The 15,308-nt window shown below is 62.8% G+C and carries 8 protein-coding genes; 2 read left to right on the top strand and 6 right to left on the bottom strand.

Annotated features, from left to right (window positions below; translation table 11 throughout):
- Nucleotides 1-29 precede the first annotated feature (29 nt).
- Nucleotides 30-1,229: a M24 family metallopeptidase gene (locus U1H99_RS07920; protein ID WP_323141146.1), complete on the bottom strand. Its 1,200-nt coding sequence runs from the start codon at nucleotides 1,227-1,229 to the stop codon at nucleotides 30-32.
- A 183-nt stretch (nucleotides 1,230-1,412) separates the two neighbouring features.
- Here U1H99_RS07920 and U1H99_RS07915 point away from each other — a divergent pair, with 183 nt between their 5' ends.
- Nucleotides 1,413-2,177, top strand: coding sequence for a helix-turn-helix domain-containing protein (locus U1H99_RS07915; protein ID WP_323141145.1), 765 nt, complete (start codon nucleotides 1,413-1,415; stop codon nucleotides 2,175-2,177).
- An 8-nt stretch (nucleotides 2,178-2,185) separates the two neighbouring features.
- Nucleotides 2,186-5,035, top strand: a complete 2,850-nt coding sequence (locus tag U1H99_RS07910; RefSeq protein ID WP_323141144.1) for a glycoside hydrolase family 127 protein — start codon at nucleotides 2,186-2,188, stop codon at nucleotides 5,033-5,035.
- Between the two features lie 604 nt (nucleotides 5,036-5,639).
- Here U1H99_RS07910 and U1H99_RS07905 read toward each other — a convergent pair.
- The 5 genes from U1H99_RS07905 to U1H99_RS07885 form a co-directional block, all read right to left on the bottom strand.
- Nucleotides 5,640-7,787 carry a putative bifunctional diguanylate cyclase/phosphodiesterase gene (locus tag U1H99_RS07905; protein ID WP_323141143.1) on the bottom strand — a complete coding sequence of 716 codons (2,148 nt, stop codon included), beginning with the start codon at nucleotides 7,785-7,787 and terminating at the stop codon, nucleotides 5,640-5,642.
- 250 nt (nucleotides 7,788-8,037) lie between these two features.
- Nucleotides 8,038-8,310, bottom strand: coding sequence for a hypothetical protein (locus U1H99_RS07900; protein WP_323141142.1), 273 nt, complete (start codon nucleotides 8,308-8,310; stop codon nucleotides 8,038-8,040).
- 84 nt (nucleotides 8,311-8,394) lie between these two features.
- The gene (locus U1H99_RS07895) at nucleotides 8,395-10,887 is read right to left on the bottom strand and encodes an MASE4 domain-containing protein (RefSeq protein ID WP_323141141.1); all 2,493 of its coding nucleotides are present in this window, start codon (nucleotides 10,885-10,887) and stop codon (nucleotides 8,395-8,397) included.
- 133 nt (nucleotides 10,888-11,020) lie between these two features.
- Complete coding sequence (locus tag U1H99_RS07890; RefSeq protein ID WP_323141140.1) at nucleotides 11,021-12,205, bottom strand: GAF domain-containing sensor histidine kinase; 1,185 nt, start codon at nucleotides 12,203-12,205, stop codon at nucleotides 11,021-11,023.
- Nucleotides 12,206-12,312: 107 nt separating this feature from the next.
- Nucleotides 12,313-13,452 (bottom strand): PAS domain-containing sensor histidine kinase, encoded by a 1,140-nt coding sequence (locus U1H99_RS07885; RefSeq protein WP_323141139.1) that lies wholly within the window; start codon nucleotides 13,450-13,452, stop codon nucleotides 12,313-12,315.
- Nucleotides 13,453-15,308: the final 1,856 nt, after the last annotated feature.

Here is a 15,308-nt window from a genome sequence, read left to right as displayed (position 1 = left end):
AGTCTGGTGCGTGCAGCCGCGTCAGCGCGTCAACCGAAAGGCTGGTCGATGCTGGTCGCGGGCTGGGTAAACCACTTCGGTCCGGCCGGGGTCATGTAGAAGTGATCCTCGAGCCGGACGCCAAATTCGTCCGGCACGCAGATCATCGGTTCGTTCGAAAAGCACATGCCGGGCGCAAGCGGTGTGGTTTCGCCGCCGACAAGGTACGGCCCTTCGTGGATGTCGAGGCCAATGCCGTGCCCGGTCCGGTGCGGCAGTCCCGGCAGCTTGTACCCGGGCCCGAATCCATTGGTTTCGAGCGAGCGCCGTGCGGCCTTGTCGACCTCCTCGCATGGGATGCCCAAGCGGGCTGCTTCGAACGCTGCGGCCTGCGCGGCTTTTTCGGCATTCCAGACGAAGCGTTGCCGTTCGGACGGTTCGCCCCACACGTAGGTGCGGGTGATGTCGGAGATGTAGTTGTGGACCTTGCAGCCCGTGTCGATCAGCACCGTGTCGCCGCGCTTGAGGGTCTGGACGTAGTTGACGCCATGCGGGTAGGAAGTCGCTGTGCCGAACAGCACGATGCAGAAGTAGGAACCGCTGGCGCCGACCTTCCTGTGCGCCAGCTGGATGAACTCCTCGACCTCGGCGGTGGTGATGCCTTCGTGCAGGATGGATGCCGTCGCCACGTGTACCGCCATCGTCATGTCCATCGCGCACTGGATCAGCGCAAGTTCCGCATCCGACTTGTGCATGCGGCAGGTCGAGGTGACCGACGCCGCGGACTGTAGCTGATAACCGTCCGTCGCGGCGCGGATTTTATCGACCAGGAAGAGCGGCGTGCTGTCGTCGATGCCAAGCGTGCCGCCCGACACGCCCAAGGTGTCGAGCGCCTGGCGCAGCCGCGCGGCCGGATCCTCATGCTCGTCCCAGCAATGTACATCACCCGGCACCACCATGAAATTCCGGATCGTGCCCTCCTCGAAGGCCGGCGCGATATAGGCCAGTTCGCCCTGCGCAGGCAGGATCGCCCCGACCATGCGCTCGCTGGGATGCCATTTCATGCCCGAGAAGTAGGTCAGGTTGCTGCCTGCGTTCAGGTAGAGGGCCGCTATCCCCAGTGACTGCATGCGGTCCTGCGCGCGCCGGATCCGCGCCCGGTATTCTTCCAGTGTGATTGGCACCGCACTGCCTGCCATGTTCTTCAGGGTGTCAAGTGCCGCCTGCCGGGATGTTCCGCCAATATTCATGTGTGCTCCTGCTGAGATGCTGTTGGGTGTAAAACCGTAAAGGGCTCCATGCTAGAACCTGGCACCGCCGTGATTTTGCCTGCTCATTTGAAAATCACGCCGAAATCGGCACAGCCGGCTTCAGCATGTCTCCAAGAATTGCCACGCCGCGGCAGGACGCCTATAGTTGTGCGTCCGGAGGGAATGATGATCGAGCGAAACGTGGCCAGGGCCTTGGAGACTATCGGTGTGGAAGCGGTCGAGTCCTTGTTCGACGCCCTGAACGACATCGCCTTTTTCGTCAAGGACCGCGAGGGCCGCTACCTCAGCATCAATCGGACGATGGTATGGCGCTGTGGCGTCCAGCACAAGCGCGACGTCATCGGGAAGACCGCGCTCGACCTGTTCCCGCGCGCGCTGGCCGAAGCCTACCTAGCCCAGGACCGGATGGTGATCGACAAGGGCTTGTCGATCGACAAGCAACTCGAGTTGCACATCTACCCTTGGCGCAGCCGTGGCTGGTGCTTGACGAAAAAGACGCCGCTCTACGGGAAGGACGGCGAGGTGGTCGGCCTGATCGGCACATCGCAGGATTTGGGCGCGCTCGACGAGCTGAATCCCGCCTATGGCAAGATCGCGCAGATCGCACGCATCATCAGCGAAAAGTACCAGGAAAATATTTCGCTCAAAGGGTTGGCGGAAGACGCGGGCCTGTCCCTGTCGCGGGTGGAACGCTTGTTCCAGAAGGTCTTTCATCAATCGCCGCGCCAGTTGCTGCTGCAATGCCGGCTGTCCGCCGCCCAGGCATTGATCGAACAGCATCCCCACATGAAAATCGCTGAGCTGATCAACGAATGTGGCTACACCGACCACAGTGCGTTCAGCCGCCAGTTCAAGGCGTACACCGGCATGAGCCCCACTGAATACGGCTTGCGCGTTCGCAAGGGCACTCACGGCTACAACACTTGAGACAATTGATGACCATGACAAAGACCGGCGCCCACCCTTGCGACCACGCGCTCGACGGACAGGTCCGCGGCCACACTGTACGCTCGGGGCGGCGCCGCTTCCTGACCGGCGCCGCCAGCGCGCTTGCGGCCGCATACACGGCGCATCCGGCATTCGCCGCCGCCGATGGGCGCGTCAATCTGGCAGGAGTCGCCCAGGTTTCCACCTCGTTCCACGCGCCTGACAGCACGCTCGACGCGCTTCGCGACGGCGTCAATCCGGCCGACTCGCGCGATCAGTCGGCGGGCTATTACAGCACCGGCGAAGAGCCCGGCCAGCACTGGGTGCAGTACGAATGGCACGTGCCCGTGACGACCGACCGCGTTGCCGTCTATTGGTATACCGACGACGGGTCCGTGCGCCTGCCCGCCACGTATCGTCTGTCCTACTGGAACGGCACGGCGTTCGTGTCCGTGCACGAGAGCTCGGCTTACAAGGTCGAACCGGACCGCCTGACCGAGGTGGGATTCGAACCTGTCACAGCCACCCGGTTGCGGCTGGACCTGGTCACGCAGGACAAGCATGGCGCCGGCCTGCTGGACTGGCAGGTATGGAGTGCCGGCGCCGTCCCCGCCCTGCCCCCGGTCGCGCAAGCCGGCATCGACCGTTCGGTGATCGTCGGCGGCGCCACGTATCTCGACGCGGTGGCGCGCTCGGCAGGACCAAGCGCGATGCGGACCCGGTGGCGCAAGGTATCCGGTCCCGGCCAGGTCATCTTTGGTTCGACGGCCGTGACAAGCACGACGGCAAGCTTCACCGCGCCAGGCACCTACGAACTGGCCTTCGAATCCCGCAACGGCGCGTTCGCGACCACCTCGCTGCTGCGGGTCAACGCGGTGGCGCCGCCGCCGAAACACCGGCTCGACGTCGTCTACACCAAGCGCTACAGCATCGACAACCCGCTCTGGAACGAACGCGCCAAGGTGCTGATCACCCGCTGGATTCCGCATGTCGTCGACTTTTGCGAGCGGACCGACCTCCCGACCGGCACCGGCGGCATCGACAACTTCATCGAGGCCGGCAAAGCCAACCGCGGTGAGCCGCACGGCGCGCACAAGGGTTACGTTTTCTCCAACGCGTATGTGCTGCAGACCATCGAAGCGATCTGCATCGCCTTGATGGTGGATCCGCAGGGCGATCGCGAGATCGCAGCCGCGCAAGAGCGTATGCGCGATACGCTGGAACGCTGGATTCCGATCGTCCTGGCGGCCCAGGAGCCGGACGGCTACCTGCAAACGGCCAAGACACTGGCCAAACCAGGCGCCTGGCCGGAGCGCTGGTCGGCCGCGCACCGAAGCGATCACGAAGGCTACGTCGCCGGTTATTTCATCGAGTCGGCGATCAACCATTACACGCTGACGGAAGGCAAGGACTTACGGCTGTATGACGCCGCCAAGAAGCTGGCCGACTGCTGGGTCGCGCACATTGGCCCAGGTCGCAAGGCCTGGTTCGACGGCCACCAGGAAATGGAGCAAGCCCTGGTTCGCTTCGGCCGCTTTGTCAACGACATGGAAGGCGCTGGCCGCGGTGACGACTACATCAAGCTTGCGCGGTTCCTGCTCGAGTCACGCCAGGGCGGCTCGCAGTACGACCAGAGCCACCTGCCGCCGGTTCGCCAATACGAGGCCGTGGGCCACGCCGTGCGCGCGGTCTACTTCTACTCGGGCATGGCCGACATCGCCGCCGAAACCGGCAACGTCGACTACCAGAGTGCCGTGATGTCGCTGTGGGATAACATGGTCAACCGCAAGTACTACGTCACCGGCGGCGTCGGCAGCGGCGAAACGGCCGAGGGTTTCGGCGCGAACTATTCGCTTCCCCACGACGCCTACTGCGAGTCATGCTCGAGCTGCGGCCTCATCTTCTTCCAGTACAAGATGAACCTGGCGTATCACGACGCCCGCTACGCCGACCTGTACGAACAGACCATGTACAACGCTCTGATGGGAAGCATCGATGCGTCAGGCCAGACCTATTGCTACACCAATCCTTTGGTGAACACCGAGCGCACGCTCTGGCATGGCTGCCCCTGCTGCGTGGCGAACATTCCGCGCACCCTGCTGATGCTGCCGACATGGACTTACGTGAAGGACGCGCAGGGGCTGTATGTCAACCTGTTCATCGGCAGCCGGATGCACATCGACAACGTCGCGGGCACGAAGGTCGAGATGGTGCAAAAGACGGACTATCCGTGGAGCGGACGGATCGCCATGACGGTCAATCCCGGCCAGCCAACGCGCTTTGCCATGCGGATCCGCATTCCCGACCGTGCCACCAGCGCGCTCTACACGGCCACGCCGCGCGTCGCCGGCTACAAGCACGTGAAGGTGAACGGGGAAAGGATTGCACCGGAGATTGTGAAGGGCTACGCCGTCATCGTGCGCGAATGGAAGGCGGGCGACCAGATCGAGCTGGAACTGCCCATGGTGCCGCAGAGGATCAGTGCCGACCGCCGCGTCGAAGCAACGCGCGACCAGGTGGCCCTGGCCTACGGGCCGATTGTCTACAGTGTCGAGACCGCCGACGGCCAGGACATCGACCGGCGCCTGGGACGCGGTCCGATCACACCGCGTTGGCGGCCCGACCTACTCGGGGGCGTCATGACCCTGGCCGGGCGCTGGGACAACGGCACGCCGATGCTCGCCGTGCCGTACTATGCGCACATGAATCGTACTGGCCGGCCCGTGAAATTTTCGCCGCATGGCGCGGTCGTGAACTACGCGCCCGGAACGGCTGGCGGATTCACGGTATCCGGCGCTGCGCGGAAGCCATCGCCCACGGATGGGCGCATCGTGTCGAAGGTCTGGCTGAAGGTTTGAATCGCCACAGTTTTTCGAAACATTTGAGAGCCGCTGAAAATACTGCTTTCATACTCTGCCGGCGACATGTCATTGTTGAACAGTGCATCCCCAGCGAAAACGGCTGGGCAAGCATGTAACCACTCCTGCCGGTTATGATCGTAAACATCAACATCTCGCCGATTTCCGGTGGCTCCCGTGGTTTACCGCGCACGTCTGCGCGAAGAACAAATTGGCCAGCCCCTTCGCGCCGTAAGCACGTGCAGCAACTGACCATCCGAATCCCAACAGCATAAGAGCATTACGAAGCTCACAACGAAGCGGTCGACACCTGCGAAGCAAAAGGAGTATTCCCTTACTTAGCTCAAGAGATATAAGTGAAATGAAGATTTGATAGAGGCGAGGACGGGAGTCGAACCCGTCTAGACGGCTTCGCAGGTTGTTTTTGACCCTGAAAAATCAGTCACTTAGCTTGGAACCACACTTTAGCACCATATCAGTTCGGTTGAAGGCCTGCGATTGCCGCCACCGAACAGAAACCCCTGGGTGGCATCGGGCTGGCTGCATCCCATTCTCAGCCGTGGCGCGTCGAGATGCGCGGCTTCCTCCGCGCATTACCCGGAGATCAGTCCTGGCGAAGCAGGACGCCGGCCGCACCATAGCCAGCTTCGAACTCGGCAATGGGCCTCGGCTTGCCGAGCAGGTAGCCTTGCAGCAGGCGGCAGCCACGCGCCACCAGGAAGTCGCGCTGCTCGCTGGTCTCGATACCTTCGGCGACCACGTCCAGCTCGAGCGTGCGGGCCAGCGCCAGGATAGCGTCGACGATGGCGCCGGCGTGGGCTTCGCCCGGCAAGTCCTTCACGAAGCTGCGGTCGATCTTCAGTTCCGTGAGCGGGAAGCGCTTCAGGTAGGCCAGCGATGAATAGCCGGTACCGAAGTCATCGAGCGAAAAGCAGACACCATGCGCGCGCAACTCGTTCATCTTGGCGCAGGCGTCGTCGAGATTGTGCGCGAACACGCTTTCGGTCAGCTCGAGGAAGAGTTGCTGGGGCGGGGCCCCGGTTGCCGCGAGGATCGCGAGTACCTGTCCGACGAATCCCGGGTCGCGCAGCTGGTGGGCGCTGACATTCACCGCGAGGGTCACTTCGCGAAGCCTGGGATCGTCCGCCCATCGGGCGAGCGCACGGCAGCTTTCAGCCAGCACCATGGCACCCAACTGGACAATCATGCCGCTGGATTCGGCCATGCCGATGAATTCGTCGGGCGCGACGACGCCACGTGTGGCATGGCACCAGCGCAGGAGTACCTCGGCGCCGGCGAGCCGGCCGTCTATCCCGAGCTGTGGCTGGCAATACACCTGGAAGCGGCGTCCGGCAATGGCATCGTGCAGGTCGTTCTCGAGCTCGACCTGGCGCTCGACGGCAGCCTGCATGCCGGGGTCGAAGAAGCGCAGCGTGTTGCGGCCCTCGGCCTTCGCACGGTACATGGCGAGGTCGGCCTGGCGCAGCAACTGGTCGACGCTGAGCGCACCGGCGCCGAACATGGCCACGCCGATGCTGGGTGTACTGACGGTGGGCCGGACGTCAAGCGCATGGGGACGTGCCAGCGCCTCCAGCAGCTTGGCGCCGACCATGCGCGCCTCCTGGATCGCCCCGGTCTCGGAGGCGCCAAGATCTTCGAGTACCACGACGAATTCATCGCCGCCCAAACGCGCGAGGTGGTCGCTCGCCCGCACCGTGGCACGCAGGCGCCCGGCCACCTCGCGCAGCAGGGCATCGCCGGCATCGTGGCCCAGGGTATCGTTCAGCAGCTTGAAATTGTCGAGGTCGATGAACAGCAAGGCGCCCGACTGGCCGTTGCGTGCGCAGCGCGGCAGGATTTTGGAGAGCTCGTCGATGAGCAGCCGCCGGTTCGGCAGGCCGGTCAGGTAATCGAAATACGCCAATTCGTGGATGCGGCGCTCGGCTTCCTTGGCCGCGGTCAGGTCGGTGTTCGTGCCGGCGATGCGCACGCCCTTGCCGCCCCCGTCCCGCTGAACGAACCCGCGGGACAGCACCGGCACGTAGTGGCCGTCCCGGTGCCGCAGGCGGAATTCCAGGCTGTAGGTGCTGTCGTCCGACGCGACCAGCGCATCGACGAAGGCGTCCACGCGCGGCATGTCGTCGGGATGCATCTGGGTGCGCCACGCCACCGGATCTCGCTCGCCATGGAAAGGCGGAAAACCCAGCATATTCCACCAGCGCTCGGAATAATGCACCAGGCCGCTTTCGACGTCCCAGTCCCAAGGCGCGTCGGTACTGCCCTGCATCGCCAGCCGCAGGCGCTCTTCCGACCTCAGCAGGGATATCTCGATGCGCATGAGGTCGGTGCACTCGGTGAAACAGACCGCCACTTGCCGGACGGCGCCGTCCGCGTCGAGCAGGGGATACGCGTTGCAGATCAGCCAGCGCAGGCAGGCGCCGGGCAGGCCGATCACCATGTCATGCACGGGACGCCCGGTACGCAGGACACATGACACCGGGTTGGCGTCGATCGGCAGGGCACTGCCGTCCGGGTGCAGCAGCGGCACCTTGCCGGAATCCGCAAGGTACTGGCGCATCAGGCCGATGGCATTGCCGAGCAGGCGATGGGCGCAGCGGTTGGCGTAGACAGCGCGCGAGTCGGCGCCGTGGATCACGACGCCGGCAGGGATGGTGTCGAGCAGCACCTCGAAATCGCGGGGGCTCCATGCGGTCGGCGGGAAGCCGGGTCCATCGGACAACTCGGAACTCATATGGCCGCCTGAAGCACTGTCAATACATGATTGTAAGCCTTTCCACCAAACAGCGGCGATCGATACAGTCGGTCGCCAAGGTTCAGGCAATCATGGCGCCTGCCACGCATGGCCGGTCGCATCCATGGCTGGTATCGCGCCGCGCTGCAGAAAGCAGGCAATGTCGACCGCGTGGCATGGGCCGCACGGTAGCGCCTATTCGAAAGCTTCGGGGGCGTCGAGCTCGTCCTGTTTACCTCTCCACACAGCGTCAGGAGGTGGAACCCAAATGCGCCTCGTCGCGTTCGCTTTCACCGTCGAGGAGCGCCACCGCACGCTCCTTGTCCATGCTGCCGGAAAGCGCCTGCCGGTTTTCGTCGACGATTTCCGGCGGTTCGAGCATGTCCGCGACCATCGCGCGCAGCTCGGCGGTATCCCATGGCAGGCCGTTACGCTGCCTGCCATGGATGTAGTGCCTGATTTCGCTGTCCTGCTCGACGCTCAAAGGCAGGCGGCTGTAGATATGCGCGGGTCCGGCTTCCATCGTGATGCCTCTCTGGAAATGGTGTGAAGCAGGTCGACCCTGCGCGCATTTCACGGCGGCGGGCGCACGCCAAATGGCACCGGGTCACGCGATGCCGGTTTCGCGCTCCTCTGCTGCCCCTGCCAGGACCGCGCGCAAGGCACTCGCCAGTTCCGCACGGCCATAGGGTTTGCTCAGCAGGTTCACGCCCTTGTCCAGCCGGTCGTTATGCATGACCGCGTTTTCCGTATAGCCGGACGTGAACAGTACGCGGATACCCGGGTGCCGCAGTCGCGCGCGTGCGGCCAGGTCGGTGGCGCCGACACTACCCGGCATGATCACGTCGGTGAACAGCAGGTCGATGCGATCCTGGCGCTCGAGCATCCGGAGTGCGGCATCCGCACTGCCGGCTGTCAGCACCTTGTAGCCCAGGTCGCGCAGCATCGTGGCGACATTGTCGAGAATGTCCTGCTCGTCGTCGACGGCGAGTACCGTCTCGGTGCCGCCCTGGATGGCGAGGCCCGGCGCCGTCTTCTTTTCTGCCGCCCGTCCGTCGGTACGGGGCAACAGGATATGGATCGTGGTCCCTCTCCCGGCTTCGCTGTCGATATCGATATGGCCGTCGCTCTGCTTGACGAAACCATAGGCCATGCTCAAGCCCAGTCCGGTTCCCTTGCCGATGCCCTTGGTCGAGAAGAAGGGCTCGAACGCGCGCGCCTTCACGTCGGCGGTCATGCCGTGGCCGGTATCCGTGAATGCCAGGTGCACGAATTCGCCCTCTTCTTTGCAAACATTGTCCACATGAATCAACAACGTGCCGCCCGAGGGCATCGCATCGCTGGCATTCAGCGACAGGTTGAGGATGACGTTTTCCAGTTGCTGCGGGTCGACCAGCACGTTCCATACTTCCGGACAGGCGACGAAGCGCACGTCGACCTGTTCTCCGACCGCCCGTTTCAGCAGCAGGTCGATGGACGCGAACACGTCCGGCAGGCTGACGGCATCTGGTTGCAGCGGCTGCTTGCGGGCGAACGCCAGCAATTGCGACGACAGCTTGGCGCCGCGCCGTATGGCGGTTTGCGCCGATTCGCAACGCTGGTGCACTTTCTCGTTGGCCGGCGTGAACATCCTGATGAGGTCGAGGTTCCCATTGATGATATGCAGGACATTGTTGAAGTCATGCGCCACGCCGCCGGTCAGCTTGCCGATCGCTTCCAGCTTCTGTGAGTGCATCAGAGCGGTTTGCGTGTCTTCGAGTTTCCGCGTGCGCTCGCACACCAGGTCTTCGAGATGCTGTTGCTGGCGGTCAACTTCGCGGCGTGCGCGCCATTGTTCGGTGACGTCATTTCCCTGGATGAAGATCGTGCCGGTCTCGCCATCCATGCCGGCGTTGGGCTGGAACAGCACGTCGATATGCAGCTCATCCAGGGAGGCATCCACGCCGCGCCGCAGCGATAGCTTCATGCCGGCGGCGACATGGGCCCTGCCCCCGCGGCGTACGTCCTCGATCAAGCCGAGGTAGCCCTGTTCCGCCAGTTCCGGCAGGGCCTGGCCGATCGGCAAGCCGACGACGGCACGGTCGCCGACCAGGCGCTTGAACGCCGCATTGACGATCTGGACACGTAGCTCGCCGCCGGCCAGCACCGCCATGAATCCGGGCGCCTGTTCGAACAGACTGAGCATGCGTGCATGCTCGCCCGCCAGGCGCTGGTTCGCCCGGGCCAGCTCGTCCGCCATGGCGGTGGTACGCAGGTAGACCCGATTGATCTCCTTCAGGTACAGGCCCAGCATGACGAGCGCCGACAGGAGCGCATTGATCCGGCCGACATACCAGCCGGCCGTCAGGCGCGCGCCGCCAGCCATCGTGATCGCATTGTCGAAGGCCAGCGCGACGATCGCCACGCCGAGCCATGCGCTCATCGACGTGGCGAAGCGGGTCGCGCGCCACAGCATGAACAGCGCCATCACGATGATGACCTGGATCAGGGGCGCATAGCCGGAACGCGTGATACGGCTGAAGTCGCCCGCTATGTCGACCACGGGCAACCTGTCGTGGAACAGCGTCACCGCAAGCACGCTGAGCGCCAGCACGCAGGCGGTCAATGCCGCGCAGGTACGAAAGGCCGCCATCGGGACCGCGACCAGGCGCCCGCGCCGGCGCCATTCGGACCAGGCATAGCCGAACAACATGCCGGTCGAGCCGAGGTGCCAGAAAAACCAGAGCCAGCTCGGTGTCTGCGTACCGCCCAGCAGCCTCACGTCGTGGACGAAGGCGGAAGGGAACGAAAAGAACTGCACCAGCAGGATGGCCGAGGTATACACGCAGCCGCCCCACAGGTACAGCAGGGCATGCAGTCGGGTCTGCATGAAATAGCCGAAGATCAGGTAGGCGACGATGGCGTAGCTGACGATCGTGGTGGCCTGGTAGACCGGCAGGAACGAGGCGATGCCCGGCCATTGACTGGCCGCGACCGGCATGAGGCCCATCGTGAATGCGGCGATCGCAAGCGCCGTCATGAGCGCGGTGCGCTGGAAAGGCGCCATTCGCGGCACAATCCGGCCGCTGTCGGCCTTGTCCGGGAATGTCCTGTCGTTCATGATCGCGTCTTTCGTAAGCCGCGGCATGCGTGTGCGATGCACGCGCGCTGCCTGATGGGACAACTAGAATACCTTAGTTCATCATTTCCCAATGAATCAATGCCGGCGCGCGAATCAGGCACCTGCCGAACCGTCAATGACCGGCAATATGCACGCCATCCATGTCGAGCATGGAAAACGTAAAGCAGACCTTGCCTTCCAGCGAGGTCACTTCGATCGTGCCGCCGTGGGAGCGGGCGATTTCGGCGACGATGTAGAGGCCCAGTCCCAGGCCCTGGTGGGCGGCACTGGAAGACGCGCGCCAGAAAGGCTTGAACAACTGCTGGACCACGACCGGCGGCAATGGATCGCCATTGTTGGTCACGGCCATGATGAACTTCTTACCGGAGCAAGTGATCAGGACGTGCACAGGCGTATGCGCGGCACCATGCACGATGGCGTTCTTGACAAGGTTCGACAACATCTGGCACAGCCGGCCCGCATCGCAGCGGGCACTGATATCCGGCTGGATGATCGCCACGATATCGGCTTCGGGATGAACCTGACGCAGCTCCGCGATGACCTGGCCGAATTGCACGTCGAGCCCGCGCTCCTGGCGTAGATGCAGGGAAATGCCGCCGCCCATGCGCCCACGCGTGAAGTCAACCAGATCGTCGACCAGTGCCGACATCCGTCCTACGCTGCGCCGCATGCGTTGCAGGATCGGTGCGACAGCAGGATCGCCTACCTTCAGCGCCAGCAATTCGACGCCGTTCTGGACCGCGCCGAGCGGCGTGCGCAAGTCATGGCCGAGTACGGCAATGAATTGCTCGCGCAACTCGGCGGTCTCGCGCTCGGACATCAGGTCGGTCTGGGTGGTCTCATGGATGCGCTCGGCTTCCAGCTGCGCGGAGATCAGTTCCGCAAACAACTCGAGCGTCGATACCATGGCCGGTGCCGACAGCTTCATCGGTTTCGGATCGATGCCGCACAGGGTACCGAAATAGCTGCCGTCGCGCCGCAGGATCGGAATCGAGAAATAACTCTGGAACCCATAGATGCGCGGCGTATGGTGGTTGCGATATTGCTCGCTGACTTCCACATGATCGATGACGATGCTGTGCCGGGTGCTGCGGACCTCCTCGCACAAGGTCGTGGTCACGTCGAGGCCGTCGCCGACCTTGAGGCCGAAATCCACCTTGTCCCACACGGCGCAGGCTGTCCAGGCGTCCTCGGCGACATGGGCGATTGCGACGAAACCCAGACCGGTGAGCGAAGCGACCGTTTCCAGGATCTTCGGCACCGTGCCGATGGCTTCGATTTCTCGCACGTAGGTCATTACACCAGTGTTCATGGCTGACAGACATCTCAAGTTTGGTAACGATCTATCATCATACCACCCATGTGCACCGTGTCGAAACGGTCCAGCGATGGGCGCCGTTTGCCCTATGCGCTTGCGGCGACGTCGACGACCGGCAACACGAATTTCAGGCGCATTCCCCTGCCCGGTCCGGCGCTGTGCGCGGACACCATGCCGCCGTGCGCATCGCAGATGCTCTTCGCGATGGCCAGCCCGACGCCGGCGCCGGACGGCATGCGGGCCGGGTGGTGGGCGAATTTGCGGAACGGTGCGAACAAGTCGCGCAGCTGGTGCCGGGCCACACCGATTCCCCGATCCTGTATCCCGATTTCCAATAGCGCGCCATCGATGCGCGCCGACAGAATGATGGGAGCACCGTCGTCCGAATAGTCGCTTGCGTTGATGAGGGCGTTGCCGAGCGCCTGCGCGAGCCGCTCCGGATCGCATAGCAGCGGCGCGTGTTCGTCGCCTGCATCGACGTCGATGCACAGCGCCTGCCCGCGTGCGCGGATGGGCGCGGCCACGTCGCGTGCCAGGCCGACGACCTCGCCCACCGTTGCAGCGCGCATAGTGACGGGGATGTCGCAGGCACGCTCGATGCGCGACGCGTCGAGCAGGTCCGTGACGAAGCGTGCAAGCTGGCGCGCCTGCCGCTCGACGATGCCGGCCATGTGCGCGATCCGCGGGTCGGTTGCCACCCGCCCCATGGTCTGCGCCACGGTCATGATCGGCGCGAGGGGATTGCGCAATTCATGGGCGAGAATGCGCAGGAATACGTCGCGGTTCGCCCCGACCTGGTCTAGTTCGCCCTCGAGGCGGTGCCGCTCGCTGATGTCGGTCAGCGAACAGAACACGCCGACGACCTCGCCGCCGGTCCCAGCAACCGGACGCGCATGCATCACCAGGCGCCGCCGCTGGCCGTTGTCGGATTCGGCGATGCATTCATAAGGCGCCTGTGCACGTCCGGTCTCCACGGCACGGGCGGCCGGGGAGATCGACTTCGGCAGCGGCATGCCTTCGGCGTCGTACAGCGCGGCAAAGCCGTCCCATCGGCCCACGTCGTCCGCGTGCGGACGCCCGCCCCACAATCGCTGCGCCGAACGGTTGCTGTGCATGACGCCGCCGTCCCGGGTACAACAAAATGCCGGGCAAGCCACCTGGTCGATCGCCCATTCGCAGGCAACCGGCCAACCGGTCCCGGACGCCGTGTTCCGGTCCGTCGTCATCGCATCTCCATATCGTTGTTCGTGCAGTATTGTCGTCGGACGATGCATCCTGCCGCGTAGGAGCCTGGGAGGTAAGCGCGTCGTCCTACGGCTTGCGCGGCCATAGGGCGACTGTTTAATCGAGTACGCACATGCAAGCGGCCAGCATCGCGGCGGGTTTCGAGGTGGACCTGACAAAGCCAGTTGCGATCGAAGCTGTCCTTGGCAGCGATGCGTGACAGTTGCCTGCCCGACTAACCCCTGCAGGCTCACCGCCCGATTCACTTCCCGAACGGCGGCTCAGGCCAGCAAGGGCACTGTCGGCGTGCCCATCGGACAGCGAGACGAGCAGGCGCGGGACCAGCATCGGCCGATGTCCGGACCTTGTTGGCAAGCGCGCTGATCTCCAAAGCCATTGTGATCACTTCCATGCGCGATTCGAGCCAGCCATTGCCCGACGCCATGATATCGGCATCCTTGGCGATGAACAGGCGCTCGAGACCAGCACGTCTTTCTCTCGCGACATCGGCGACCTGAGCACCTGAATAGCCACGAGTTCCGTGGACACCTTTAAGCCCTAAGGACGCGCGGGAGCTCACCGTCCGAAACCTGAGAAATCACAAATCAGGCGTCGCGCAGTAGAACACAATCCCAACAGCATAAGAACATTACGAAGCTTCGCATTGAACAGCTGGCTGCTGCAAACCAAGAGGAGTATTCCCTGACTTAGCTCAAGAGATAGAGATGAAACGAAGATAGGATGGAGGCGAGGACGGGAGTCGGACCCGTCTACACGGCTTTGCAGGCCGTTTTGGCCCTTACGAATCAACGAGTTAGATCAGCACCACACTTTACACCACGTGAGTTCGGTCGAATATGCGTTCCAGGCGGATGTTCAAGCGCAGTCCCTACCCGGTAAACTGTTCGGGACGGCATAACCTTAAGATCAGTTGGCGACAGGTTTTGGAGCACCGAATCGGCTTGCAGGTTTTGTGCCGCCGTACCAAACGTGGAGCCAGCCAGAAGCGCCTGCGCGGGCGTCATCGAGACGTTCGCCAGATTGCTGTTACGCACATACTGATATGCCAAGTCACCTCCAAGCGGACTCGTGTCGGGGCCGCTCAGGTGGAAGCTGAGCAGAGACGAGGATAAGTCCCAGCTTGCCAGCGCTGGATAGCCCGCCCGGGCCTAATCGAATGCGCCGACTAGGCGATCGAAGTTGAAAACCTCCACCTTCTTGTTTTGTGATTTGTTGGTCTAGGCCGCATCGTAGTCGCTGCCGCCTTGGATCACGACCTGCCGATTGGCGACGTTGCGATTGTTCATGCTCAGGTACCAATTCTTGAAAGTGATCTACTCACTCAACGCAGATGCTTGTACTAGACATTGGCTCGGAGTGCCTCAGACGAATCACCGGCTGAACCCATACTCTCCAGCTAAGTCATGATTAACCCATCAACCGAGGTAATAGTCTTGCTTTCATGATTTCCGGCAATTGAATCTGAGCGAATACGCTGGTTTCGTCGGCGCGCGCAACCTATAACCGCACCTCGTCCGCGGTCTCGACAGCGAAACACTGAGAAGTGGCGGGCCATGGCTCCGTCTCGATCGAAAACGCGTTGCATATTAGATACTACTGTGCAGCAGATACATCAAAATAAACCACTTCGCACGAACCAGAACGAATAGGCAAATTATTATCGACAACAATGTTTACAAGTCTATTTAACGCCAATGCCAGTTGAGCGCCAGCAACAAGATGGCGATGTTTTGCGTCTATGTAGACACGGTGAGTCGCCGTATATAATGAAGATGCTGGAAACGTTAGCGGTGTTGTGAACCATAACTCAATGGTGTCATTAAACTGTGTGTCGGAA

The sequence above is a fragment of the Massilia phyllosphaerae genome (genome assembly GCF_034659755.1).
GTDB lineage: Bacteria > Pseudomonadota > Gammaproteobacteria > Burkholderiales > Burkholderiaceae_D > Telluria > Telluria phyllosphaerae.
This window is presented reverse-complemented; position numbering and strand designations above follow the sequence as displayed.